24 protein-coding genes are annotated in these 25,722 nt (G+C 67.0%); 9 read left to right on the forward strand and 15 right to left on the reverse strand.

Features of this window, described 5'->3' with window-relative positions:
* Positions 1–6 precede the first annotated feature (6 nt).
* A complete protein-coding gene (locus ACZK33_RS21200) occupies positions 7–624 on the reverse strand; it encodes a CDP-alcohol phosphatidyltransferase family protein (RefSeq protein WP_121504253.1) in 618 nt (205 codons plus the stop codon).
* Positions 625–847: 223 nt separating this feature from the next.
* Between ACZK33_RS21200 and purH the strand changes: the two genes are divergently transcribed.
* The 3 genes from purH to purD are packed head-to-tail and all read left to right on the forward strand — an operon-like array spanning position 848 to position 4,668.
* Positions 848–2,431 carry a bifunctional phosphoribosylaminoimidazolecarboxamide formyltransferase/IMP cyclohydrolase gene (gene purH / locus ACZK33_RS21205; RefSeq protein WP_423174180.1) on the forward strand — a complete coding sequence of 528 codons (1,584 nt, stop codon included), beginning with the start codon at positions 848–850 and terminating at the stop codon, positions 2,429–2,431.
* Between the two features lie 16 nt (positions 2,432–2,447).
* Positions 2,448–3,326 (forward strand): hypothetical protein, encoded by an 879-nt coding sequence (locus ACZK33_RS21210; RefSeq protein WP_032129547.1) that lies wholly within the window; start codon positions 2,448–2,450, stop codon positions 3,324–3,326.
* Between the two features lie 58 nt (positions 3,327–3,384).
* Positions 3,385–4,668 carry a phosphoribosylamine--glycine ligase gene (gene purD / locus ACZK33_RS21215; protein ID WP_423174181.1) on the forward strand — a complete coding sequence of 428 codons (1,284 nt, stop codon included), beginning with the start codon at positions 3,385–3,387 and terminating at the stop codon, positions 4,666–4,668.
* A 113-nt stretch (positions 4,669–4,781) separates the two neighbouring features.
* Here purD and ACZK33_RS21220 read toward each other — a convergent pair whose 3' ends face one another.
* From ACZK33_RS21220 to rpoH, 3 genes are all read right to left on the reverse strand, one after another.
* A complete protein-coding gene (locus ACZK33_RS21220; protein ID WP_019338970.1) occupies positions 4,782–5,114 on the reverse strand; it encodes a helix-turn-helix domain-containing protein in 333 nt (110 codons plus the stop codon).
* Positions 5,098–5,487, reverse strand: a complete 390-nt coding sequence (locus tag ACZK33_RS21225; RefSeq protein ID WP_201117499.1) for a type II toxin-antitoxin system RelE/ParE family toxin — start codon at positions 5,485–5,487, stop codon at positions 5,098–5,100. The genes ACZK33_RS21220 and ACZK33_RS21225 overlap by 17 nt, the downstream gene beginning before the upstream one ends.
* Positions 5,488–5,657: 170 nt before the next feature.
* A complete protein-coding gene (gene rpoH, locus ACZK33_RS21230) occupies positions 5,658–6,533 on the reverse strand; it encodes an RNA polymerase sigma factor RpoH (protein ID WP_032129545.1) in 876 nt (291 codons plus the stop codon).
* Between the two features lie 357 nt (positions 6,534–6,890).
* On the opposite strand from rpoH, the gene ACZK33_RS21235 reads away from it, so the two are divergent.
* The 3 genes from ACZK33_RS21235 to ACZK33_RS21245 all read left to right on the forward strand — a co-directional run bounded on the left by ACZK33_RS21235 (position 6,891) and on the right by ACZK33_RS21245 (position 10,473).
* Positions 6,891–7,283: a BlaI/MecI/CopY family transcriptional regulator gene (locus ACZK33_RS21235; protein WP_423174182.1), complete on the forward strand. Its 393-nt coding sequence runs from the start codon at positions 6,891–6,893 to the stop codon at positions 7,281–7,283.
* Positions 7,280–8,806, forward strand: a complete 1,527-nt coding sequence (locus ACZK33_RS21240) for a M56 family metallopeptidase (RefSeq protein ID WP_423174183.1) — start codon at positions 7,280–7,282, stop codon at positions 8,804–8,806. Before ACZK33_RS21235 ends, ACZK33_RS21240 begins: the two co-directional genes overlap by 4 nt.
* 131 nt (positions 8,807–8,937) lie before the next feature.
* The gene (locus tag ACZK33_RS21245; RefSeq protein ID WP_423174184.1) at positions 8,938–10,473 is read left to right on the forward strand and encodes a serine hydrolase domain-containing protein; all 1,536 of its coding nucleotides are present in this window, start codon (positions 8,938–8,940) and stop codon (positions 10,471–10,473) included.
* 37 nt (positions 10,474–10,510) lie between these two features.
* Here the strand turns inward: ACZK33_RS21245 and ung are convergent, their stop codons facing one another.
* The 5 genes from ung to rhlB all read right to left on the reverse strand — a co-directional run bounded on the left by ung (position 10,511) and on the right by rhlB (position 15,614).
* A complete protein-coding gene (ung, locus tag ACZK33_RS21250; RefSeq protein WP_423174185.1) occupies positions 10,511–11,224 on the reverse strand; it encodes a uracil-DNA glycosylase in 714 nt (237 codons plus the stop codon).
* The gene (locus tag ACZK33_RS21255) at positions 11,221–12,063 is read right to left on the reverse strand and encodes a response regulator (protein ID WP_032129540.1); all 843 of its coding nucleotides are present in this window, start codon (positions 12,061–12,063) and stop codon (positions 11,221–11,223) included. The genes ung and ACZK33_RS21255 overlap by 4 nt, the downstream gene beginning before the upstream one ends.
* Before the next feature lie 7 nt (positions 12,064–12,070).
* Positions 12,071–13,018: a permease-like cell division protein FtsX gene (gene ftsX / locus ACZK33_RS21260; RefSeq protein ID WP_010481047.1), complete on the reverse strand. Its 948-nt coding sequence runs from the start codon at positions 13,016–13,018 to the stop codon at positions 12,071–12,073.
* Between the two features lie 3 nt (positions 13,019–13,021).
* Positions 13,022–13,708: a cell division ATP-binding protein FtsE gene (gene ftsE / locus ACZK33_RS21265; protein ID WP_032129538.1), complete on the reverse strand. Its 687-nt coding sequence runs from the start codon at positions 13,706–13,708 to the stop codon at positions 13,022–13,024.
* A 172-nt stretch (positions 13,709–13,880) separates the two neighbouring features.
* A complete protein-coding gene (gene rhlB, locus ACZK33_RS21270) occupies positions 13,881–15,614 on the reverse strand; it encodes an ATP-dependent RNA helicase RhlB (protein WP_423174186.1) in 1,734 nt (577 codons plus the stop codon).
* A gap of 510 nt (positions 15,615–16,124) precedes the next feature.
* Here rhlB and trxA point away from each other — a divergent pair.
* From trxA to ACZK33_RS21285, 3 genes are all read left to right on the forward strand, one after another.
* Positions 16,125–16,454 (forward strand): thioredoxin, encoded by a 330-nt coding sequence (trxA, locus tag ACZK33_RS21275; protein WP_005411275.1) that lies wholly within the window; start codon positions 16,125–16,127, stop codon positions 16,452–16,454.
* A gap of 228 nt (positions 16,455–16,682) precedes the next feature.
* Positions 16,683–18,425 (forward strand): transcription termination factor Rho, encoded by a 1,743-nt coding sequence (gene rho / locus ACZK33_RS21280; protein WP_029379723.1) that lies wholly within the window; start codon positions 16,683–16,685, stop codon positions 18,423–18,425.
* Between the two features lie 209 nt (positions 18,426–18,634).
* Complete coding sequence (locus ACZK33_RS21285) at positions 18,635–20,209, forward strand: sensor domain-containing diguanylate cyclase (protein ID WP_032130287.1); 1,575 nt, start codon at positions 18,635–18,637, stop codon at positions 20,207–20,209.
* A gap of 34 nt (positions 20,210–20,243) precedes the next feature.
* Here the strand turns inward: ACZK33_RS21285 and ACZK33_RS21290 are convergent, their stop codons facing one another.
* The 6 genes from ACZK33_RS21290 to ACZK33_RS21315 all read right to left on the reverse strand — a co-directional run bounded on the left by ACZK33_RS21290 (position 20,244) and on the right by ACZK33_RS21315 (position 25,424).
* The gene (locus ACZK33_RS21290; protein WP_032130286.1) at positions 20,244–21,134 is read right to left on the reverse strand and encodes an energy transducer TonB; all 891 of its coding nucleotides are present in this window, start codon (positions 21,132–21,134) and stop codon (positions 20,244–20,246) included.
* A gap of 61 nt (positions 21,135–21,195) precedes the next feature.
* Positions 21,196–22,926, reverse strand: coding sequence for a bifunctional isocitrate dehydrogenase kinase/phosphatase (gene aceK, locus ACZK33_RS21295; protein ID WP_478453842.1), 1,731 nt, complete (start codon positions 22,924–22,926; stop codon positions 21,196–21,198).
* 169 nt (positions 22,927–23,095) lie between these two features.
* The gene (locus ACZK33_RS21300) at positions 23,096–23,455 is read right to left on the reverse strand and encodes a hypothetical protein (RefSeq protein ID WP_423174188.1); all 360 of its coding nucleotides are present in this window, start codon (positions 23,453–23,455) and stop codon (positions 23,096–23,098) included.
* Between the two features lie 53 nt (positions 23,456–23,508).
* Positions 23,509–23,925: a roadblock/LC7 domain-containing protein gene (locus tag ACZK33_RS21305; protein WP_049401646.1), complete on the reverse strand. Its 417-nt coding sequence runs from the start codon at positions 23,923–23,925 to the stop codon at positions 23,509–23,511.
* Positions 23,918–24,466 carry a GTP-binding protein gene (locus ACZK33_RS21310; RefSeq protein ID WP_071229345.1) on the reverse strand — a complete coding sequence of 183 codons (549 nt, stop codon included), beginning with the start codon at positions 24,464–24,466 and terminating at the stop codon, positions 23,918–23,920. Before ACZK33_RS21310 ends, ACZK33_RS21305 begins: the two co-directional genes overlap by 8 nt.
* A complete protein-coding gene (locus ACZK33_RS21315; protein ID WP_132810897.1) occupies positions 24,459–25,424 on the reverse strand; it encodes a hypothetical protein in 966 nt (321 codons plus the stop codon). Before ACZK33_RS21315 ends, ACZK33_RS21310 begins: the two co-directional genes overlap by 8 nt.
* Positions 25,425–25,722: the final 298 nt, after the last annotated feature.

Below are 25,722 nucleotides of genomic sequence, written 5' to 3' on the forward strand. Positions count from 1 at the left end.
GCTTGATTAATTCGGCGAAACCGCCGCTTCCCGCAGTCCGCGACGGACGCGATTGATCATCGTCAGCACGCACAGCACCGCCATGGCCGCGGCCACGCCAGTGACAGTCATCGCAGCCCCCCAGCCGAACGCCAGCAGCAGGCCCAGCACGCCGATGACGAACGCGCGGTCGCTCTTGCCCATCGGGCCGTCATAGCGGCGGCTGGCACCGACCATCAGCCCCAGCACCCCGGTGTACTCGCTCAGGGCCGCCGTCCAGGCCAGCAGCCACAGCGCTTCCGGGCGCACGCCCGGCACGCTGAGCAGGCTCAGGTACAGCGCCGCGTCGGCGATCACATCGCACAGCTCGTTCAGATAGGCGCCCAGCCTCGACTGCTGGCCGAACTCGCGGGCCAGCATGCCGTCCACCGCGTTGAGTGCCATGCGCAGCAGCATCCACAGCGGCAGCAGCAGGTACAGCAGGGGCTGGGACGGCGCGCAGCACCACACGGCGGCGGCCACCATCAGCGAGACCACGGCGGCGGCCACGGTCACCGTATTGGCGGTGATCCCCATGCGGTACAGACCGCGTACGGCTGGACGCAACAGGTCCTGGAAACGTCCTTTCAATGCATAGATCGACATGATCCGTACCCGCTGATCCTTGGCAGTGCGGGCACAGCCTACCCCATCGTCGGCAGATTCCGACAACCCGGCTCCGGTCCACAGCCCAGCCCCCAGACCGGTCCGGATCGATGTGCCCGACCCGGCCTTACGCCGATTGCCATGGCAAATTGCCCCTTCCAGCGCCCGCCACCGGCCCCCACCGCCTACAATATCGGCCCCGCTCCGCTGCCGATTCTGTCCCATGACTGCTGATCTGTTGCCCGTCCGCCGGGCCCTCCTCTCCGTTTCCGACAAGACCGGTCTGGTCGAGCTGGCCACTGCGCTGGCTGCACGCGGCGTGGAGCTGCTGTCCACCGGCGGCACCGCCAAGGCCATTCGCGACATGGGCCTGGCCGTGAAGGACGTGGCCGACGTCACCGGCTTCCCGGAAATGATGGATGGCCGGGTCAAGACCCTGCACCCGATGGTGCACGGCGGCCTGCTGGGCCGTTCGGGCCTGGATGATGCGGTGATGGCCGAGCACGGCATCGGCGCCATCGACCTGCTGGTGCTGAACCTGTACCCGTTCGAATCGGTCACCGCCAAGGCCGACTGCACCCTCGCCGACGCGGTCGAGAACATCGACATCGGCGGCCCGGCGATGCTGCGTTCGGCAGCCAAGAACTTCGCCCGCGTGGCGGTGGCCACCGACCCGTCGCAGTACGCCGAGCTGCTGGCCTCGCTGGACGCCAACGACGGCCAGCTGTCGGCCGCCACCCGCTTCGCGTTCTCGGTGGCCGCGTTCAACCGCGTCGCCCAGTACGATGCCGCGATCAGCAACTACCTGTCGGCGGTCACCGCCACCGACGCCGCCGTACCGGCACGTGCCGAGTACCCGGCGCAGATGAACTCCACCTTCGTGAAGGTGATGGACCTGCGCTACGGCGAGAACCCGCACCAGAGCGGCGCGTTCTACCGCGACCTGTACCCGGTGCCGGGCACGCTGGCGACCTTCCAGCAGCTGCAGGGCAAGGAACTGAGCTACAACAACCTGGCCGATGCCGACGCGGCGTGGGAATGCGTGCGCCAGTTCGATGCGCCGGCCTGCGTCATCGTCAAGCACGCCAACCCGTGCGGCGTGGCCGTCGGTGCCGGCAACGGCGATGCCTACGAGCTGGCCTACGCCACCGACCCGACCAGCGCCTTCGGCGGCATCATTGCCTTCAACAAACCGCTGGACGCCGCCACCGCCAAGGTGATTCTGGACCGCCAGTTCGTCGAAGTGCTGATCGCCCCGGACTACGAGCCGGCCGCGCTGGAATACGCGCAGAAGAAGGCCAACGTGCGCGTGCTGCGCATCCCGCACGGCGACGGCCTGAACAACTTCGACAACAAGCGCGTGGGTTCCGGCCTGCTGCTGCAGTCCTCGGACAACCGCGGCATGACCCGCGACGAACTGAAGGTGGTCAGCAAGCTGGCGCCGACCGACAAGCAGTTCACCGACCTGCTGTTCGCCTGGAAGGTGGCCAAGTTCGTGAAGTCCAACGCGATCGTCTATGCCAAGGACAACCGCACCATTGGTGTCGGTGCCGGCCAGATGAGCCGCGTGTACTCGGCCCGCATCGCCGGCATCAAGGCCGCCGATGCGAACCTGGTGGTCGAGGGTTCGGTGATGGCCTCCGACGCGTTCTTCCCGTTCCGCGACGGCATCGACGCCGCCGCTGCCGCCGGCATCAAGGCGGTCATCCAGCCGGGCGGTTCGATGCGCGATGCCGAAGTGATCGCCGCCGCCGACGAACATGGCCTGGCCATGGTGTTCACCGGCGTGCGCCACTTCCGCCACTGATCCTGGAGCGACACGGATGTCCACAGTTTCAATGAAATCGCTGGCCGCCCTCGCCCTCGCGGGCGCGGCCATGCTGGCCGGCTGCAAGCCTGCTGTCGAGCCCAGCGCGAGCCCGAAGGCAGATGCGCCTGCGATGGCCCCCGCCTCACCGGCGCAGCATGTCAGCCGCACCGCACGACTGCAGGCGTTCCTGGTCCAGCGCTACGGCAGCAACGCCACGCTCTCCGCTGAATGGCGCGGCAGCTGGACCGACGATGGCGATACCCATGCGGTGGACTGGCAGGTCTGCGCGGAACAACCGGTGGTGAGCGGGGACAGCTGGCAGCAGTTGTTGGCCGTGTGCGGTGCGCTGGTCGATGGCGCGCACATCGACCCGGGAACCATCGAGTTCTTTGTGCTGCGCCCCAAGGGCGATGGCTTCGAGGTGACCAGCGAACTGACCGGCGAGCGCTTCGGCAGCGGCGGCCAGCCCGGCACCGCCAGCATCATCCGCGCCGGCAGTGACTTCTATGGTTTCCGCGTCGAGGACGGCTGGTTCGGGCAGGGCTTCTCGCTGCTCTCGCAGTCGCTGATCCTGCCGGGCCCGAACGGCCTGGTGGCCAGTGGCAGCCTGCGCAGCCATATCGACAATGACGCCCAGTACGAGTGCGACACGGTCGACGCCAGTACCGACCCGGACACCGCCAACGACTGCCGCACCCGCCGTTTCAGCATCGATTTCGCCCTGCGTTTCGACGACAGCGACCGCAGCGCGCGGGTCTGGCCATTGCTGATCGACGAAACCGGCACCACCTGCGGTGGCAAGCAGGTCCGGCAGCAACACCGCTTCACCCTGGACCCGAAGACCTGGGCCTATTCCTTCCCCGAATCGCTGCGACGCGAAGGCTGCGAGTGAACCACGCGCGCCGCCGGGGATATCGATCTTCCCTTCCCACGCAATCTGGAATCTCGTGATGAACGTACTTGTCATCGGCTCTGGCGGCCGCGAACACGCCCTGGCATGGAAGCTGGCCCAGTCCTCCCGTGTCACCGAAGTGATCGTGGCTCCCGGCAACGCCGGCACCGCCAGCGAAGACAAGTGCCGCAACGTGGCGGTGAAGGTGACCGATATCGACGGCCTGCTGGCGCTGGCACAGGCCGAAGGCGTGGCGCTGACCGTGGTCGGCCCGGAAGTGCCGCTGGTGGCCGGTGTGGTCGACCGCTTCCGCGCCGCCGGCCTGCGTATCTTCGGGCCGACCGCTGCTGCCGCGCAGCTGGAAGGCAGCAAGGCCTACGCCAAGGACTTCCTGGCCCGCCACAACATCCCCACCGCGTTCTACGCCGTGCACACCGACGTGGACGCCGCGCTGGCCTACATCCGCGAGAAGGGCGCACCGATCGTGGTCAAGGCCGATGGCCTGGCCGCCGGCAAGGGCGTGATCGTGGCGATGACCCAGGTCGAAGCCGAAGACGCTGTGCGTGACATGCTCTCGGGCAACGCCTTCGGCGATGCCGGTGCCCGCGTGGTGATCGAGGAATTCCTCGACGGCGAGGAAGCCAGCTTCATTTCGATGGTGGACGGCGTGCATGCGCTGCCGATGGCAACCTCGCAGGACCACAAGCGCGTCGGCGACGGCGACACCGGCCCGAACACCGGCGGCATGGGCGCCTATTCGCCGGCCCCGGTGGTCACGCCGGAGGTGCACGCCCGCGTGATGCGCGAGGTGGTGAACCCGACCGTGCAGGGCATGATCGCCGACGGCATCCCGTTCACCGGCTTCCTCTATGCCGGCCTGATGATCGATGCCAGCGGCGCGCCGAAGGTGATCGAATTCAACGTGCGCTTCGGCGATCCGGAAACCCAGCCGGTGATGCTGCGCCTGCAGTCGGATCTGGTGGAGCTGGTGGAAGCCGCCATCGATGGCCGGCTGGATCAGGTGGAAGCACACTGGGATCCGCGCCCGTCGCTGGGCGTGGTGCTGGCGGCGAAGCCCTACCCGGAAGCACCGATCACCGGTGACGTGATTTCCGGCCTGGATGATGTGCCGGCCAGTGCCAAGGTGTTCCATGCCGGTACGGCATTGGATGCGCAGGGCCAGGTCGTCAGCGCCGGCGGCCGCGTTCTGTGCGTGGCCGCACTGGGCGACAGCGTGCGCGACGCGCAGGCGAATGCGTATGCAGGCGTGGCCAAGGTGACCTGGGCCAACGAGTTCCACCGCAACGACATCGGCTGGCGCGCGATCGCACGCGAAGAGTGACGGCCGCGCCGCAGCCACGCATGGCGTGGCTCTACTGACACTGGGTAGATCCACGCCATGCGTGGATTGAACGCCTCGGAAAAACAAAGGCCCGGCAGAACCGGGCCTTTGCTTTACAGGACTGCTTCGAGTCCCTTCCGATCAATCAGGTTAAGCAACTTCAGTGACGGTCCGCTGGGCTTCTTTTCGCCCTGCTCCCAGCTGCGTACGGTGGAAACGCTGGTATTGAGAACTCCCGCAAAGACCGGCTGACTGAGCTGCAATGACGTACGCAGGGCACGTATCTGGGCACTGCTGTACTCAGGCACCGGCTCAAGGCAAAGCGCTTCGTAGCTGCTCAATCGACGTTTATCGATGAAACCATGCGCGTGCAGACTCACAGCGGCATCATGCACCGCTTCAAGAAGCGCACTTTTCGCGCGCCGTCGCTCAGGGGTCTTCGTCATGGTCGATCTCCTGTAGATCCCCGTACTCCACGGCACGATTCAACTGCGCCGCACTCATTTTCAGGAACTCCGATGCGTACAACTGCAGCGCATCGCGTTCCGCATTCGTGATCGCAGCACGCTCATTCTTCTCGTAGCCGAAAAGTAAGAACCAATGCCCGCCTCGCTGCGTGGCGACGATGATTCGAACGCTCCCACGCTTTCCTCGCCCCGGCAAGGCAACGCGCTTCTTGAAGATTCCGCCGCCAAGATCAGCATCCACCAGACTCGCTTCCATTTCACGTACCGACCGGTACAGCGCAGCGTCGGACAGGGTGGTCCTGCGCATGCTGCGATTGAAACTTCGTGTGAGGAAGACGCGTGGCATGATCATACCGTGCCACTGCGTGGTACAGCGTAAACATCAGCATCCAGCACATGATCAGGTCGGCGCAACCACCGTCCTGGCGTCAGAATAGAGCCACGTCATGCGTAGCTAAGCCCCACAAACGAAAAAGGCCCGGCACTGCTGCCGAGCCTTTCACAATTGCCACGCCTTTCCGCTTACGCGGTGAACAGCGCCTTCATCTTCTTCAGCGCGTTCGCTTCAACCTGGCGGATACGCTCGGCCGACACGCCGTATTCGTCAGCCAGTTCCTGCAGGGTCACCTTGCTGTCCGCATCCAGCCAGCGGCGGCGGATGATGTCGCGCGAGCGCGCATCCAGCTCGGCGAGGCCTTCGCGCAGCAGCTGCATCTGGTTGTCTTCGCTGTCGGCACGTTCGTAGGCCATCGACGGGTCTTCGTCGTTGGCAACCAGGTACGCAGCCGGCGACGGCGGCGCGTGTTCGTTGTCCTCGTCGGTCGGCGCATCGAAACCGATATCGCGACCGGACAGGCGCGACTCCATTTCCATGACCTCGCGCTCGGACACGTTCAGGTCCTTCGCCACCGCGCTGACCTCAGCCGCGTTCATCCAGCCCAGGCGCGTCTTCGACTTGCGCAGGTTGAAGAACAGCTTGCGCTGCGCCTTGGTGGTGGCGACCTTCACGATGCGCCAGTTCTTCAGGATGAACTCGTGCATCTCGGCACGGATCCAGTGCACGGCAAAGGAGACCAGGCGCACGCCCATGTCCGGGTCGAAGCGCTTGACCGCCTTCATCAGGCCGATGTTGCCTTCCTGGATCAGGTCGCCCAGCGCAAGGCCGTAGCCGTTGTAGCCGCGGGCCACGTGCACCACGAAGCGCAGGTGCGAATGCACCAGCTCGCGGGCGGCGTCGAGATCGTTGCCGTCGCGGAAGCGACGGGCCAGGTCCTGTTCGTCATCGACCGACAGCACCGGAATCTGGTGCACGGCACCGATGTAGGCGTCCAGCGAACCGAGCGCACTGGGAATCGGGAGATTGTTTGCCACAAGGGCAGTAGAGGTGTTCTGGCTCATAGGCACCCATCTTAGCAGTCCGGCATTTGGACTGCTAAAGGAGGAAAAAGTTCCAGCATCCTATTGATGCAACACTGGTCCCAAACAGAGCCCTACCGTAGCGCGATTTGATGACAGTGGCGAGCACGCTTTTCGGGATTCACAATCCCTTGGAATTCAATCAATTACCTGCTGGAAACCGGCCGATTCCGGTCAAGCGGAGCTGAACGGGCCGTTCTTGAGGCCCATTCAGGCCAGAAGACGTTGCCGGGTGTTCAGGCCCGAAGGCTGAGGGCCGCACCTTTACTACTAAGAAACCCGTTGACAGCCATCCGGCGACATGCTCCGATGCATCAACTAATTCATACGTAGAAGCGCATGGCCCGCCCTGTCTCGCAGAATCCCACCCCCGCCGAGCAGGCCATCCTCGACATCCTCTGGGACAAGGGCGAAGCGTCCGTCCGCGATGTGGCGGATGTGCTCGGCGAACACAAGCCGGTCGCGTACACCACGGTGCTGACCATGTTCAACGTGCTGGCGAAGAAGGGCTTTGTCAGTCATCGCCAGGAAGGTCGCGCTTACATCTATCACGCCACGCTCAGCCGCGAGCAGGCCCGCCGGCAAGCGCTCGAACATCTGCTGCATCAGTTCTTCGACGGCTCACCGAACGTGTTGGCACAGCACCTGGTGGACGAACGCGAAATCGACCGCAACGAACTGCAGGCACTGCAGCAGCGCATCAGCGATGCCAGGGCCGGGAGGAAGGAATGAACCTCATCGACATGGCGATGGCACTGGGCCTTCGGCAGTTGCTGTTGTCCGCAGTTGTGCTGCTGCCAGCGATGTGGCTGGCACGGCGGCGGGCCCTCAGTGCCGAACAACGCTCCTGGCTGCTGACAGCCGCGATGGCCGTTGCCCTGCTGCTGCCGCTCAGCGCCTTCCTGCCTGGATGGTCGACCACCCTGCCCGCACCGGCACCGCCTGCGGCCGCGTTCCACCCCATGCCCGGCGAAGGGGCAACGACGGAAGAGGCCATCTTCGAAGCCGGACGGCAGCCCGACATCTATTACGTCGAACTGCCGAAGACCCTGCCGACGGTGCTTGCACTGCTTTGGCTGCTGGGCACCCTGTGGCTGGGCATGCGCCTGCTGGACGCGATGCTGCACGCGCGCCGGCTGCGGCGGCTGGCGCAACCGGCGTCCGCCGGATTGCGCGCGGTCCTGGCCGACATCGTGCCCGCCCACGTGACGATCGCCACCTGCGCCGTCGACGGGCCGATGGTCGTCGGCCTGTGGCGCCCGCAGATCCTCCTGCCCCGCCCCTTGCTGGCACGGCTGGACAACAACGTGCTGCGCGACATCGTCCGCCACGAGGTTGCACACCTGGATCGACGCGACCTGTGGACAAGCACGCTGCTGCGGGCGGGAACAGCACTGTTCTGGTGGAATCCACTCCTGCACCTTGCCCAGGCACGCCTGGCGCTACTGCGCGAAATGGCCTGTGATGCACGCGCTGCGATGCAGGCACGCGAACCGCTGGACTATGCAGGCTCGCTGCTGGCCGGTATCGAACAGCTGCAGGCCCTGCGCGAAGAGGCGCCGACGCTTGCACTGGGCATGTTCAGTGCACGCAGCCAGCTGGCGCAGCGCATCGACCAACTGCTGGACGCCCCGTCGTACGCCCCTCGGCGCCGCAGTCTGTTGATGCTGGGCCTGCTGCTTCTGCTGGCCTGCGTCGGCACCGCGGTGGCTGTCTCACCACGACTGGCCTCACCAGCGGCCAGCACCTCCGATACGCGCGTCAACACTCTGCTCCAGGCCGCCAGCACGCATGACGTCGCGCAGGTCCACGCGTTGGCGGTGGCGGGCGTCGATCTCGATGCGCGCGTGCTCGGCGATGGCACGGCGCTGATCCAGGCCATCCGCGCACGCGATCCGGTGATGGTCGACGCCCTGCTGCAGCTGGGAGCCGACCCTGATCGCGCTGCGCTGGGCGAAGGCAATCCGTTGATCGTCGCCTCCGCGCTGGGCCTGCAACCCATCGTCGAGCAGCTGGTGCAGGCCGGTGCAGACGTCAACCGGGTCGTGACCTATGACGAGACACCGCTGATCAATGCCTCGCGCGAAGGGCATCTGGCCACCGTGCAGTACCTGCTCGCGCACGGCGCCGATATCAACCTGGGCGTGGAGGCCGACGGCTGGCTGGGACGCTGGCGGACACCGCTGAACCAGGCCGGCAACGCGGCCGTGCGCGATTACCTGCTGGCGCAGGGCGCCCGCCGCGAACGACGCTGACGCCGCCGCCGCATCGCCTCCCGCGCTGCGGCGATAACCCGTTCCACCCGCAACGACCGGACGCGGCAGGCGTGCGTGGCAACGCGTGTGCCGATCCCGCCCGCTCTTCCACTCCTGCAAGGATGTCGATGATGAACCGCCTGCTGCTGTGTTCGCTGCTGGTCTCCCTGACCCCGTTCCACGTGATGGCCACTGACGCCAGTGCTGAAGACCCTGCGCGCTTTGCCCAGGCAATGGCCCATGGCCTGCGCCCCAGCACCGCGCAGCTGGGCGCCGCGCTGCCGCAGTGGTCGATCGAGGAACGCCTCGCCCACTACAAGATACCGGGCGCTGCCGTTGCGGTGATCCGGAATGGCCAGGTGGTATACGCCGCTGGATTCGGCCTGCGCCAGGCGGGCACGCGCGATGCGGTGGATGCCGATACCGTGTTCTCGGTGGGCTCGGTCAGCAAGATGGGCGCTGCAGCAACAACCCTGAAGCTGGTTGCCGCCGGCACAGTCTCGATGGAAGAGAACATCGACCTTCGGCTGCGTCGCTGGCATGTGCCTGCCGATGCGCAGGGACTGCACCCGCAGATCAACCTGCGCATGCTGCTCTCGCACACCGCCGGCTTCAATGTGCATGGCTTCCAGGACTACCAGCCTGCCGAACGCTTGCCGACCTTGCTGCAGACACTGGATGGACTGGCGCCTGCGAAGAATGAACCGATACGCCTGATCCACGCGCCCGGCCAGCAGGTCGACTATTCCGGTGGCGGCTACATGGTGGTGCAGCTGGCGATCGAAGACCTGACCGGCAGAGCATTCGCTGAGGTCGCACAACGCGAGGTGTTCGCGCCACTGGGCATGTCCCGCAGCACGTACCAGAATCCCTTGCCGGCCAGCTACGGCAACATTGCCCACGCGCACGACAACAAAGGCCAGCCGGAGGCCCTGCCACGCGGCTGGCAGAGCTTTCCAGAACAGGCGGCGTCCGGGCTGTGGACCAGCGCCAACGACATGGGCCTGTTCGTCGCGGCCCTGCTGCGCAGCATCCGCACCAAGGATGGATGGCTGCCGCAGTCGTTGGCCCTGCAGATGGTCAGCGAAGTGGCGCCGGCCGGTCGTGGCCTGGGTCCGGAGCTGGCCGGCAACGGCGCCAGTCGCCGCTTCTTCCACAATGGCAGCAATGACAGCTATCACGCCGGCATCGAAGGCTACCCGGAGAGCGGCGATGGATTCGTCATCCTGACCAATGGCGACAACGGCCCCGCACTGCGCGGGGAAATCCGCAATGCCCTTTCCGACGCACTCGGCCACAATGCCAAACCAGTCATCCGCACGCTTGACCCGGCGCTTCTGCGCGACAGCTACCCAGGTTTCAGCGGCCACTTCGTACTCGATGGCGCGCTGCCGATGGACGTCCGCGGCGGTCTCGCTGACTGGTTCGAAGCCACGACGTTGGACGTACAGGCAGGCCAAGCGGGACTGGAACTGCGCCTTCCAGGACGGGGCAAGGCCGTCATGCTCCAGGCACTGACCCCTGTTCGCTTCCTCGCCGGCAGCGTAGGTGCGGAGCTGCTGTTCCACCGTGGTGGCGACGGCACGGTCCAAGCCCTCAGCGTGATTGCCGAAGGCGCGCGTGCCTACTATCGGCGCGCGGATATCGCGCCAGCAGCGGGCCATTGATCCATCGCTGGCGGCGCCGGGCTACTGCCCGGCCCGCTCAGAGCGCCGAACGCGGCGGCAGCGACCAGTCGATCGGGGCCTGCCCGCGGCGCTGCAGGTACTCGTTGGCCATCGAGAAATGCTGGCAGCCCAGGAAGCCGCGGTGGGCCGACAGCGGCGACGGGTGCGGCGACTTCAGCACACGGTGGCGGCGGGTGTCGATGACCTTGCCCTTCTTCTGCGCGTACGCGCCCCAGAGCATGAACACCAGGCCGTCGCGTTCGCGGTTGAGCACATCCACCACGTGGTCGGTGAAACCTTCCCAGCCACGCCCCTGGTGGGCACCGGCCTTGCCCTCTTCCACCGTCAGCACCGCATTGAGCAGCAGCACGCCACGCTGCGCCCACGGGATCAGGCAGCCATGGTCCGGGCGCGGGATACCGAGATCGCTCTCGATCTCCTTGTATATGTTCAGCAGCGACGGCGGCACCGGCACGCCCGGCGCCACCGAGAAGCTCAGGCCATGCGCCTGGCCGCGGCCGTGGTACGGGTCCTGGCCGAGGATCACCACCTTCACCTGCTCGAACGGCGTGGCATCGAACGCAGCGAAGATCTGCGGCCCAGGCGGGAACACCGCCGCGCCACTGGCCTTGCGCTGGCGCAGGAAGCTGGACAGCTCGCGCATCTGCGGCTGCAACAGGTAATCGCCGACATGCTGCTTCCAGCTCGGTTCCAGCTGGATCGTCGGGGTGTCGGCTGCTTCATCCATCATCGAATCAGGGGTCCATCGTTCAATCGGGCCAGCCGCAGCTGGAACAGCACCTTGGTGACCAGCAGGCGCTCTTCGATCGGCTTGAGCACCAGGTCGTTGGCACCGGACTGCAGCAGCCCGGTCTGGTTGTGCGGATTGCCGTCGCCAGTCATCACCAGCACCGGCAGGCGGCGCTTGCCGTAACCGAAGTCCACGCGCACCCGCTGCACCACGTCGCGGCCGCTCAGTTCGCCCTTCAGGGTAACGTCGGTCAGCACCAGGTCGATGCGGTGGCGGCTGCGGCCCAGCGACTCGGCAGTGAGCAGGGTGAACGCCTCTTCGGCGCTGACCACGTGCAGCACGTTCAACTGCTGGCGTTCCAGCATGCGCTTGGTAGCCTCGGCGACCACGCGGCTGTCCTCGATATAGAGGATGGTGGCGCCGGGAATGGTCTGCGGCTGCACGTAGCCGCGGATGAAGGTCGCCAGTGCCTCGTGGCCCAGCGCCTTGTCGAAATAGTCGGTGACGTACTCGGTGAAGCGGCGCTGCTCCAGATGCTGCTGGGCATCGCCGGAGACCACGATCACCGGCACATAGGCCTGGCCTGCGGCTTCGCGGACCATCCGCGCCAGTGCCAGGCCGTCGCCATCACGCAGGGTCAGCGAGGTGGTCACCAGATCCACCGGGCCCTGCGCCAGCGCCAGCTGCGCATCCTCGATGCTGTCGCAGCCGATCACTTCCACGCCCGGCAGGTCGCGCTGCAGGACGTCGGCGATCAGTTTGCGGACCAGCTTTGACCCATCGACCACCATCACCCGCGTCGCGGGCCCTTCAAGGTGCTTCAGCGCTTGCGGTTGCATGCCGGTCTCAGGTGTCGGTCGGGCGGGTCTGGCGAAGGAAATGGCCGGTCACCAGCCACGCGCCCAGCCAGCCCAGCAGCAGTGTGCCGAGCAGGACCAGGCTGCCATGCAGCAGGTCCAGGCCGTGCAGCACGAACGGGCTGCCGTAGCTGCGCGAGAGTTCGGCCAGCGGCACGCGCAAGGCAGCGCCGGCCGCAGCAATCAGGGCCAGCGCCACTGCGCCGGCACCCAGGCCATACCACGCGCCCAGGTACAGGAACGGGCGGCGGATGAAGCCATCACTGGCGCCGAGCAGCTGCAGCACGCCGATCTCTTCGCGGCGGGCCTGGATGTCCAGGCGCACGGTGTTGCCGACCACCAGCGCGGCGCCCACGCCGAGCAGCACCGACAGCACCTGCACCAGCCGCGCACCGAACGCCAGCCAGGCATCCAGGCGCTGGCGCCACAGCGCATCGTGCTGCACCAGGTCGGCCTCGGGCAGGCTTTCCAGCGCGCGCGCCAGGCGCGCGTCGTCCTTGCCCTGGCCCGGAGTGATCACCAGCAGCGAGGGCAGCGGGTTGTCGTTGAGTGCATCGATCGCCTCGCCGAGGCCGGCATCGCGCAGTTCCTGCAGGCCCTGCTCGGGCGTGCGCACGTTCACTTCGGCCACGTCATCGCGATCGCGCAGCTGGCCGGCCAGGCGCAGCGCGCCGGGACCATCGACGTTGCCCTTCAGGAACACGTTGATGTCGCGCGACTGCTGCACGCTGCCGGCGAACTGCTTGAGGTTGTCCAGCGCGATCGACAGGCCCAGCGGCAGGGCCAGCGCCAGCGCCATGACCATCACCGTCAGCAGGGTCGCCCACGGCTTGCGGCAGGCGCGGCCGAGGCTGAACACCACGCTGTGCACGTGGTGCTGGAACCAGACGCCCACACGCGACGGGGCGGCGGCTTCGCTGTTTTCGTTCTTCGCCATCGATTACTCCGCCAGGTCCTGCGGCGAGATGTCATCCACCAGCCGGCCGTGGTCAAGGATCAGCACGCGCTTGCGCATGCGGCGCAGCAGCGGCAGGTCGTGACTGACCACCAGCACGCTGGTGCCGCGCGCGGGCAGCTCGGCGAACAGGGCCATGATCTCCGCCGCCAGGGTCGGGTCGAGGTTGCCGGTCGGCTCATCGGCCACCAGCAGCTTGGGCTCACCGACAATGGCGCGGGCGATGCCGACGCGCTGCTGCTCACCGGCCGACAGCTGCGAGGGCAGCGCCTTCTCGCGATGGCCCAGGCCCATCCGCTCGAGCACCGAGCGCACACGCTTGTTGATGTCGCTACGGCGGGTGCCGCGCAGGATCAGCGGCAGCGCCACGTTCTCGGCAATAGAGCGGTCCATCAGCAGGCGGTGGTCCTGGTAGACCGCGCCGACCGCGCGTCGATGGCGGGGCACGTCGCCACCGCGCACCTTCAGCAGGTTGCGCTCGTCGAACACCACCGCGCCGCGGCTGGGCCGCTCGTCCAGGTGGATCAACTTGAGCAGGGTGCTCTTGCCCGCACCGGAATGGCCGGTGACGAACAGCATCTCGCCCGGCGCGACCTCGAAGCTGACATCGGTCAGCGCCTCGTGGCCACCGGCGTACTGTTTGCTGACATTGTCGAAGCGCAGGACACTCATGCCCCGATTATGCAGGACCGGCGCGACGGATCGGTAGCGCCATCGGTAGTGCCGGCCGCTGGCCGGCGGCTGTGTGGGTTGCCGGCCAGATTGGGTGCCGACCGTTGGTCGGCACACCGGTCAAGGTCACCCGACCAACGGTCGGGTGCTACCCGCTGATCGGCAGCGCCGATCAGCTGCCCGACAGCATCCGGCGGATCTTGCGGCCGATGCGGGTCAGGAACGAATCGCCGGTATCAGCAGCCGTGCGCACCGGCTTGGCCACCACTTGCACCGGGGTGACCGGGCTGGCGCCATTGCTGGCGGCGTTCTGCACACCCTCGGCACCTTCGACCGGACGGCCGTGGCGACGACGACGGCGCTTGCGCGGCTTGTGCTCACCGTCCACCGCACCTTCCGGTGCGCCTTCAGCACGCGGCGGGCGCGGCGGACGCGGGGCCTGCGCGGCAGCGCCTTCGGCACCGGCGGCCGGGGCGGCAGCGCCCTGCTCGCCTTCCACGCGCGGCTTGCGCGGGCCACGCGAACGGCGCTCGCCGCTGCGCTCACCGTCGCGGCCACCGCGGCCACCGCGGCCACCACCACTGCCGGAACGGCCGCCACTGCGGCCACCGCCACGACGCTCTTCCTCGGCAGCGCGGGCTTCGCGCGCTTCGCGGAAGATCTGGCCGACGCTTTCGTTGTCCTCGCCTTCCTCGCCCGCAGCCGGGGCCGGGCGTTCCGGACGCGGCAGCGGGGTCAGCAGTTCCTTGGTGACCGGCTCGGACGGAATCTTCTGCTCGATGTAGGCCTCGATGTCCGGCAGGCCCATCGCATAGCGTTCGCAGGCGAAGCTGATCGCATCGCCCTCTTCGCCCAGGCGCGCGGTACGGCCGATGCGGTGCACGTAGTCTTCGGCGTCGAACGGCAGGTCGTAGTTGTAGACGTACTTGATGCCATCGATGTGCAGGCCACGCGCGGCCACGTCGGTGGCCACCAGGATTTCCAGCTGGCCCTTCTGGAAGCGGTTGAGCAGGCTCTCACGCTTCTTCTGCGGCACGTCGCCGGACAGCACGCCAACACGGTAACCGGCCTTTTCCAGCGAACGGGCGACGCGTTCGACGAACACCTTGGTGTTGACGAAGACCATGGTGCGCGCGCCTTCGCTGCGCGACAGCAGGCCCAGCAGCAGCGGGATCTTCTCGTCGTCGGCCGGGAAGTAGATGCGCTGGCGCACGCGCGCGGCGGTGATGGTCTCGGCTTCGACCACCAGCTTCTGCGGCTCGTTCATGTGCTCGTAGGCCAGCTCCAGCACGCGATGGCTGAGGGTGGCGCTGAACAGCAGGGTCTGGCGGATGGTGCGTTCCGGCATGCGGCGCAGCAGGAAGCGGATGTCCTTGATGAAGCCCAGGTCGAACATGCGGTCGGCTTCGTCCAGCACGCAGATCTCGCAGGCGTGCAGCGAGACCACCTTGTGCTGCTTCACGTAGTCGATCAGGCGGCCCGGGGTGGCGATGATCACGTCCACGCCCTGCTGCAGCAGCTCGCGCTGCTTGTCGTAATCCACGCCGCCGTAGACCAGGGCGAAACGCAGGCCCAGGTCGGAACCGAACTTCACCGCATCCTTGTGGATCTGGATGGCCAGCTCGCGGGTCGGGGCGAGGATCAGCGCGCGCGGATCTTCCGGCTTGCGGTCGGCCAGGGCCGGACGCGTCAGCAGGCGGTTCACGACAGCGACCAGGAAGGCCAGGGTCTTGCCGGTGCCGGTCTGAGCCTGGCCAGCGACATCACCACCGGGCAGCGCGACCGGCAGGGTCAGCGCCTGGATCGGGGTGCAACGGGTGAATCCGGCTCCTTCAAGGCCGGCCTGCAGGGCCGGGTGCAGCTCGAAGGAGGAGAAGGTCAAATCGGTCAGCGGTTTGTCGCTCATGAGTCCGTCTTGGTATGGCCGCCGGCCCGTGGGGCGGCTGGCACTTCATCGTCTAGGGGCACCGTCGCAAACTGCGGCCCCTGCGGCGGGTTGGCAGGCTGGGACCACCTGGTCCGCGCGCCGCACAATGCCCCAGTTTAACGCACTCGGGCCGGCAAACCGGAATGAGCTGTCTCATAAAGTCAAGAGACGGCACCCTTCACCCAGCCACACCGGACTTGAACGGCCCTGCCAGGGCCGCTGGTGTCGCCCGCTGCCAGCCCCATGTACAGGAAGACAGTGAAATCCGACACATACCAGGCATCGAAGCGATCACGATACGCTGGGTTCCAGCCGGCGCCTGTCCCCGCCCTGCGATAGGGGTACACTGCCGGCCGTGAGCGTCCAGGCATCCCGCCGAACGCACCGCGGCAGTGCGCCGCGAGGCAACGACGAGGGTCGCGCCACCGGGCATGGCCCAGTTCACCCACCTCCGGCATGACCGGGTGCAATCCAAGACGAGAAACCAAGATGAGCGACAAGGTTGTACATGTCGGCGACGCCGACTTTGATAGCGCAGTGCTGAATTCCAAGGAACCGGTGCTGGTCGATTTCTGGGCCGAGTGGTGTGGCCCGTGCAAGATGATCGCCCCGGCGCTGGACGAACTGGCCGATGCCTACCAGGGCCGCGCCAAGATCGCCAAGGTCAACGTCGACCACAACCGTGCGCTGGCCGCCAAGTACCACGTGCGTTCGATTCCGTACCTGGTCGTGTTCAAGGACGGCGAGAAGGTCGGCGAGCAGATCGGTGCGGTGGGCAAGGCCCAGCTGGCCGGCCTGCTGGACAAGGCCCTGGCCTGATCCTGCTGTTCTCCGGCAGCCGCCGACCGCGGCTGCCGGCGGGCGCCCCGCGCCCATGATGAATGCTGTTCCCGGCGACCCTTGCGTGGCGCCGCAGGCCGATGATAGTGTCGGCATATCCGGCCGCGTTCGCGTGCCGCACCCTCTGGACGCAGTTTCTTCCAGACCCATTCCCAACGTTCGCCGCCCCAGCCGGGCGCTCGCACCTTCAAGCGAGGAATAACGCTCTTGTCCGATAACACTTCCGAAACCGGCAGCGCCGATGCGCCCGCCGAAAAGCGCGTGCGCAAGCCCCGCGTGAGCAAGGCCGCCGCTCCGGCAGCCGCCGAAACCAGCGCCGCGCCGGCGCAGCCGACCCTGCCGCTGGCCGCCGCGCCCGAGGCACCGGCTGCTGCCCCTGCACCGAGCGCGCCCGCCGCCGAGGCCCCTGCCAGCAGTGGCGGTGGCGAAGGCGGTGAGGGTCGCGAATCCGGCCAGCCGCGCCAGCAGAACCACCAGGGGGGCGGCCAGAACCAGGGCCAGAACCCGTACAACCAGAACGGCCAGCAGGGCCAGGGGCAAGGTCAGGGCAACCGCCGTGACCGCTTCCGCAACCGCCGCGACCGTGACCGCAACAACCGCTTCCGCGACGATGGCCTGCCCAACGACGGCGGCGAGCAGCAGCCGTTCGTGCCGCGCCCGCACGCCAACGTGCCCGAGGGCTTCCCGGTCTACTCGCTGAGCGACCTCAAGCGCATGCCGGCACAGAAGCTGCTGGAAATCGCCGAGCAGCTGCAGATCTCCGAAGGCGTGGCCCGTGCCCGCAAGCAGGACGTGATCTTCGCCCTGCTGAAGGTGCTGACCCGCCACGGTGACGGCGTCGCCGCCGACGGCGTGCTGGAAATCCTGCCGGACGGCTTCGGCTTCCTGCGCGCGGCTGAAGCCAGCTACCTGGCCGGCCCGGACGACACCTACATCTCGCCCAGCCAGATCCGCCGCTTCAACCTGCGCACCGGCGACCACATCTCCGGCCGCATCCGCTTCCCGAAGGACGGCGAGCGCTACTTCGCGCTGAACATCGTCGACACCATCAACGGCGAGCCGATCGAAGCGTCGAAGAACAAGGTGCTGTTCGAGAACCTGACCGCCCTGTTCCCGCGCCGCCGCTTCACCCTGGAGCGCGGCAACGGTTCGTCGGAAGACATCACCGGCCGCATCCTCGACCTGATGGCCCCGCAGGGCAAGGGCCAGCGCTCGCTCATCGTGTCGCAGCCGAAGGCCGGCAAGACCATGATGATGCAGCAGGTCGCCACCGCCATCACCACCAACCATCCGGACGTGCACCTGATCGTGCTGCTGATCGACGAGCGCCCGGAAGAAGTGACCGAAATGCAGCGCACCGTGCGCGGCGAGGTCATTAGCTCGACCTTCGACGAGCCGGCCGCGCGCCACGTGCAGGTGGCCGAAATGGTCATCGAGCGCGCCAAGCGCCTGGTCGAGCACAAGAAGGACGTGGTGATCCTGCTCGACTCGATCACCCGCCTGGCCCGCGCCTACAACAACGTGGTGCCGAGCTCGGGCAAGGTGCTGACCGGTGGTGTGGACGCCAACGCCCTGCACCGCCCGAAGCGCTTCTTCGGTGCCGCGCGCAACGTGGAAGAAGGCGGCAGCCTGACCATCATCGCCACCGCGCTGGTCGACACCGGCTCGAAGATGGACGAGGTGATCTACGAAGAGTTCAAGGGCACCGGCAACAGCGAAGTGCACCTGAGCCGCCGTATCGCTGAAAAGCGCGTGTTCCCGGCCATCGACATCAACCGTTCCGGCACCCGCCGCGAAGACCTGCTGATCGAACCGGAGCTGCTGCAGAAGATCTGGATCCTGCGCAAGCTGCTGCATCCGATGGATGAAATGGCCGCGATGGAGTTCCTGTTGGACAAGATGAAGAACACCAAGTCCAACGACGAGTTCTTCGGTTCGATGAAGCGCTGATCCCTGGCGCTGCATCAGAAGAAACCTGCCGCTCGCTGCGGCAGGTTTTTTTTTGCCTGCAGGGCGACGCACTTCACTTCGCTGGCGCCCGCTTTTGGCGATAATCCGCGCGATACCCTGCCCGGCCCCGTGGGCCCGGCCACCGATTCCCGCTGTCGCCCCTTCCGGAGAACCGGTCGGGTCCAGCCTCCTGCCGGATCCGTCGACGCATGCGAACGCTGTCCCCCCGCCTCAACCTGGGCAAGCTGATCCTCGCCCTGGCCCTGCTCAGCGCCATCATCGCCCTGGCCAACACCCTGCTGGCCAGCTACCGGGTGCAGCGCGACCAGCTGGTCGGCAATACCCTGGAAGCCAACCGCGTCTACGCCACCAAGCTGGCCGAGACCACCCAGAACTTCCTGCTGGCCGCGCAGCAGCAGCTGGCCTATGCCGCGACCCGCCTGGGCGAGGACGACCTTGATCCGAAGCAGGCCCAGGATGAAGCCAGCCGCCTGCAGCTGCAGTCCAGCAGCTTCAACTCCTCGCTGGTGGTGGACGCCGACGGCCTAGTGATCGCCACCTCGCCGCAGACCCTGCAGCTGCAGGGTGAAGTGCTGCACAGTGTCGGCAACAACGCGGCACTGGCGGCGCGCCAGCCGATGATCAGTGATCCGTACCAATCGGCCACCGGCAAGCTGCTGGTGTCGCTGTCGCACCCGATCTTCGACCGCCAGGGCCGCTATCGCGGCTATGTCAGCGGCACCCTGTACCTGCGCCAGCGCAGTGCACTGCACACGCTGCTGGGCAAGCACTACTACCGCGACGGTTCCTACCTGTACGTGGTGGACCGCAATGGCCGCCTGCTGTACCACGCCGATGGCAAGCGGGTGGGTGACTACGTGGTCGGCAACCCGGCGGTGAAGGCCGTGGTGCGCGGAGAACGGGGCGCACAACAGGTACGCAACAACCGCGGCGTGTCGATGCTGGCCGGCTATGCACCGGTGGCGGCCACCGGCTGGGGCATCATCGCGCAGCGCCCGACCGAGGCCACCCTGCAGCCGCTGTCGCGGTTGATGACCGCAGTGATCTGGAATGCGATTCCACTCGGCCTGCTGTCGCTGCTGGTCACCTGGTGGTTCGCACGCCGCATTTCGATGCCGCTGTGGCAACTGGCGCGCAATGTGCAGGGCGGCGAGGACACCGGCAACGCGATCAACCACGTCAGCGGCATCCGCGCCTGGTACTTCGAGGTCGCCCAGCTCAAACAGGCGGTGCTGCACAGCTTCAATGCGCTGCAGGATCGTATCGGCACGCTCAACCGTGCCAGCCGCACCGACCCGCTGACCGGCCTGCTCAACCGCCGCGGGCTGCAGCAGGCGCTGGATGCGCTGCAGGTGCAGGGCATTCCGTTCGCGATCCTGGCGCTGGACATCGATCGCTTCAAGTCGATCAACGACAGTTACGGGCATGACGTCGGCGACAACGCCATCGTCCACATCGCCGACCAGATGCGCCGCTACTCGCGCGACAGCGACATCCTCTGCCGCGCCGGCGGCGAGGAATTCCTGCTGCTGCTGCCGGGCATCAGTACTGAATCGGCCCGCCAGGCCGGTGAACGCCTGCGCCAGCACATCGCCGACCATCCGTTCGAACCGGTCGGCACCATCACCGTATCGCTGGGCGTGGCCCACTTCCCCAGCTTCCATGTCGACGCCGAGCAGGCATTGCGGCTGGCCGACAAGGCCCTGTACATGGCCAAGGAACAGGGCCGCAACCGGGTGGTGGTCTACCCGTACGCCGACTGACGCGGAGCCGGGCTGCCCGGCTCCGCAGCGGGTCTCAGCCCTGCGCCAGCGGGGTCAGCAGGCGCAGGCCGCGCTTGGCGCCGTCCACCATGTAGACGCCGCCTTCCGGCAGCAGATCGCTGCCGACCTGCTCGACCGGGTCCGCCTCGCGCCACGGGACGGTCTGCCGCGGCCCCGGAATGAAGGCGCGCCAGCGGCCATAGCGTTCCGCCACTGCATTGGGATCATTGTTCAGGGCGAAGTTCACCGGGATGCGAACCGTCCAGCTGTCCCGGGTGCTGTCCTCGCCGGTGGTCGGCGGCTTGAAGGTCCACGTGCGGGCGGTGCTGACACTGGCTCTGGCCAGGATGTCGCGCATCTTCGCCAGGGTCCGCTCAGGTGCGACCACGGCCATGTTCACCTGCTCGGCGGCCACATCGGCCACCGTTCCGTCACGGGCCACCTTGACCAACAGCAGCACCTCACCCTGGCCACCGTTACGGTAGGCCGCTTCCGGGTAGCGCGGCGGCGTCATGTGCAGCTGGGTCACCGAATCGGTGGCCTTCGGATCGTACTCGCTGAAGTCGACACTGGTCATGCTGATTTCATAACCGCCATCGGCCGCAGCCTTGCCGCGCAGGCGAACGCGCAAAGGGGCCCGCGTGGCCACCGCCTGGCCATCGCGCAGTGTGGGCTCGAAGCGCCAGCCACCGATGGTGCCTTCCACGAAGGAGGCGATGCTCGGGGCCACCATGGCTTTCTGGTCCAGCACCAGCGAACGGACCGCTCCCTCCGGCGTGACCTCGATATGACCGGACAGCACCATGCTCATTTCCGCAGTCGCACGTACAGCACGTGCGGTCTGCGCAGTGGCATCGCCTGCAAGCAGGGGGGCGCCGGCACCTACGGCCAACGCGAGGGCGAGAAACAGTGGGGAACGCATCATTGCCGGATCCTTGGTGATGAACGGCGAGCCTATCCCAGTCCCAGCCGCCATGACAGCCGGTTCACGCCAGCCGGTGTGCGCCCGCGTAGGGCGGCGTGTCCGGATAATCACCCCGGGCGAAGCGTTCCTGCAGGCCCTGCCACCAGCCCGGGTCGAACAGGTGCCGGTAGTGCTCGCGCACGGCTGCCAGCTCCGCAGCAGGCAGGCCCATGAACGGACCGAAGCGCTCGGGAAACACGTCGCGCGGGCCGACATGGAACCACGGCTCGTCGGCCATCGCTTCCTCCGGCGTGCGTGGCTGCGGCCAGGCGCGGAACACGCAGTCGCTGACCAGGCACAGCTCGTCATAGTCATAGAACACGGCCCGGCCGTGCCGTGACACACCGAAGTTCTTCGGCAGCATGTCGCCGGGGAAGATGTTGTTGCGCGCCATGTCGGTGATCGCCTGCGCGTAGTCGAGCACCGCCGCGCGCACCGCCTCGCCTGACTGCTCGCGCAGGTACAGGTTCAAAGGACGGAAACGACGTTGCACATAGCACAGTGCGACTTCGACCTCGTCGCCATCGACACGTACGCTCTGCGCGCACTGCTGCAGCAGCTCTTCCAGCAGGGCCGGCGCGAAGCGCTCGCGCGGAAAACGCAGGTGGCGATAAGGCTGCGCATCAAGCAGGCGGCCGACACGATCGAGATTGAACACCAGCGCGTACTTCTCTTCCACCTGCTGCCGCGACATTGCCTTGGGCCAGGCGAAACGGTCGCGGATCAGCTTGAACACCAATGGATAACTGGGCAGGGTGAACACCGCCATGACCATGCCCGGCGTGCCTTCGGCATGCACCAGCCGTTCCTGCGGATGCTCGTTGAAGTGGCGGAAGAAGGTTCGGTAGCGCTCGGTCTTGCCCTGCTTGGCACGTCCCAGCACCGTGTAGATCTCGTCGATCGGCTTGCCCGGCAGCAGGCTGCGCAGGAACACCACCGCGTCGCCCACGGTGCCCAGGTCAGCCTGGAAGTAGCTGCGCGACACGCCAAACAGATGGGCGACATCGCGGCGCCGGGTCAGTACCGCATCGGCACGCAGGCCGCGCGCATCGTTGACCAGGGCAATCACGCATGGCGAAAAGCGATGCTCGCCGAACACGCGGCCAACCAGGTAAGCGCGGCGCTCGCGGTAGAACACCGTGTCGAGCAGTTCGATGCTGCGTACCGGCGTGTCCCCCCAATGGGCGAGGTCGTCCTGCAGGCGCACGGCGATGGCCGCCGCACAGCGCAGCTGGTGCGCATAGGGGATGTCGAAACGGTAGTCGGCCAGGACGCGTTGCAGGGCCTCCACCGGCCGCGTCGGCGAGACCGCGTAGGTATGCCGCGCGACAGGATGGGTGATTGCATCGGAGGGCTCGACGTCGAAAGCAATGAATTCCAGCGCCGGGTCCACGCCGCGGGTAGCGAACAGGCGCCGCGACAGCGTGTTGTAGAAGGTCTTGTACAGCTCGGCGTCGATCAGGCCCTGCAGCAGCCCGCTGTACTGCGCGTGCACCTGCAGCCACAGCGCACGCTCGCCGATCGCGTCACCGGCGAGGCGGCGCAACGCATCCATCTGCTCGGCGATGCACAGGTCGTACAGGGCGATGCGCTCGACCGCATCCTGTCGCGCACCAGCCCAATCGCGCTGCTCAAAGCGCTGCCGCGCCCGCACGGTGATCGCCGCGAAGCGGGCATGGTACTGCTCGAAACCATCGCGGATGGCACCGGCGATACGCGGCGCCAGTACGGTTGCGATGACAGGCTCTGACATGCACGGCGTACCCGGGGAGGACCGTCTCCACCATACGCTGGCGTGGGGTGGCTTGTGTAGAGTCGAGCCATGCTCGACTGCTTTTGGCCGAAGTCGAGCACGGCTCGACTCTACAGAAGGCAGGGGCAGAAGCAGTCGAGCAAGCTCGACTCTACAACGCGCCGGTGGCTCAGATCGCCAGTTCGGCCTCTATGTCCTGCACCTTGCGCCGCGCCAGCGCCAGGTTGGATTTGGTCCGGTCCAGCACGATGTAGAAAAACAGGCCCTTCTTCTTCGCCACCGGGCGCATGATGTGGTACGCCTTGCCCAGCGAGATCAGGATGTCCTCGATGCTGTCGTTGAGGTTCAGCGACGCGGCGGTCTTCATCTTGGCGCGGATCACTTCAGTGTTGCCGGCGGCGGCCACTTCCATGTCCATGCCGGCACCGGCTTCGCCCAGCAGCATGCCGCTTTCGTAGTCGACCAGCGCCACTGCCTGCGCGCCGTCGATGCCCATCAGTGCGTTCAACGATTCATTCAATCCAGCCACGTCGCACCCCTTGTCGATGTTGGTTCGAGCCCCTCGTTCCCCTGCGGCCGGGCTCACGATCCGCCGAGTTCGGCCAGGATCGCCTGGCCACATTCCCTGCTCTGCCACAGCACCTGGCCGATCACGCTGCGCTGGTCGCAGGCCGCCATCAGCAGCAGCGGTGCGCGCCCTTCGGCCTGGATCGCCAGCATCAGCACCTTGCCGCCCGCGGCCTCCAGCATCAGCGTCTGCAGATCGCCCAGCAGCAGTTCGCGGCCAACTGCCGCGGCCAGCGCCAGCATCGCGCTGGTCATCGCCGCCAGCCGCTCACCGCGCCCTTCGGCCCCGGCACTGACCAGGGCGAAGCCATCGACACTGGCCAGCACCACCGTGCGCACGCCTTCCACGCGCTGCTGCAGGTCCTGCAGCAGCGGCTGCAGGCGCTCACGCTGACCGGCATCGGGCAGTACCGCCATCTGCCCGTCAGCCATGCGCCGCCACCAGTGCGTGCGCTTCCATTTCGCTCATCAGTACATCCATCAGCAACAGTCCCTGTTCGCGGTCGCGGGCATCCACCGCCAGCAGCGGCAGTGGTTGGTCGTCAAGGCTGGCACGGGCGGCCCAGTCATCCAGTGCGGCCTGCGGTGCCTGGTCCAGGTGGGTGACCGCCACCACCAGTGCCAAGGATGATGCGAACGGCTGCAGCACCTGCAGGTAGTCCTCCAGCTCGCTGGCCAGCCCGGCACGACGCGCATCCAGCAGCAGCACCGCGCCACGCGCGCCCTGCAGCAGGATCGGCCACAGGAAATCGAAACGCTGCTGGCCGGGTGTTCCGTACAACCGCAGGCGTTCGCCATTGGGCAGGTCGATGTCTGCGTAGTCCAGCGCCACGGTGGTGGACGCCTTGTCGGCGCCAAGGCGATCACTGTTGGCCACATCCGTGTCGACCACCGCGCCAACCGCGATGCTGCGTACCAGGGTCGACTTGCCGCTGCCCATGCCGCCCAGCACCACCACCTTGTGCTCACGCATTGCGTTCGCTCCCGCGCAGGTGCCGCCACAGGCGGGCAAGCAGGCCGTTGTCGGTGCGGGTGCCACCTGTCGCCATCAGCGGCGTCGCCGGTGCAGTCTGCAGCTGCGCGTAGCCGCACAGGTAGGCGGCATGGATGAAATCGCGTACCGCCGCAGCCGGCAACTCGAGCAGCATCACGCACTCGTCAACCGTGCACGCGCGCTTGAGCAGCAGCGAACACAGGCGGAAGCCATCATGGTCGTGGCCCAGTACGCGGAAGTCCGGCCAGCGCAGCAGCTTCACTGAAGCGCCACGCAGGCGCTCGTCCAATGCCTGCCAATGGCGGCTGCGTTGCGCCCACTGCCACAGCAGCGGTCGCAGTGGCTGGCGTGGCCGCTCACCGGCCAGCGCCTGCAGGCGCGCGGGTGTCAGCGCATCCAGTTGCAGGCGTTCGAAGGCATCGGCCAGACGCTCCACCAGCGCCGCAGCCGGTTCCTGCAGCAGCACGGCCTGGTCGTGCTCCAGATCCATCAGCAGCAGAGGCTCGCCCGCATCACTCAACAGTGCCTGCCCCTGTCGCAGCGGCAGCCGCTCGCGCAGCAGGCGGGTGATGGCGTGTGCACCATCGGCCAGACGGATCGGTGCGGGTGCGTGCATGGCCATGGGCTCCGGTGCCAACTGCATGCGGCGCAGCGCGCGGCCGATGGCACCATCGTCAAGCACGTCCTGGTGCCCATCACCGTCACGCAGCTGGCCGCCCAGGTCTTCGATCCAGCACTGCAGTCGCGGACGCTGCTGACGCATGCGCTGGGCCGCGTTGCGCAGCGCCGGCGTATCGCGGATGACCAGCAGATCGCAATCATCCAGGTCCTGGCTGCGGCGGATCTGGCCGTCCGGCAGGGCCGATGCCACGCGCAGCCGCTGCAGCAGGGCCTGCTCGCCCTGGATGTCGGTTCCCACTACCAGCACGCGTGCCATCCGTGTTCCCCGTGCGGCCACCTCCCCGGTGGCCTCGCGTCGCCAAGGCTAGGGCATCGCCAGCGGCAGCCGTCGTGATCGACTGCTCAGATCGAGGGCGGTTGCAGGCTGTCTCCTATCCGTTCTGCGACGGCCATCGCGGGCAAGTTTCATGCCCCTTTGACGGCATTCCGACAGCCGATGGATGTCACGGTTCTGGTCCCCGGTAGATCGACGCCATGCGTGGATGAAGGGCCGCAGTAATCCTGGCCCAAAAAGAAACCCGCGCCGAAGCGCGGGTTCCGGTGTCACGGCCGAG

The organism is Stenotrophomonas sp. 86156_Sma (assembly GCF_056481625.1).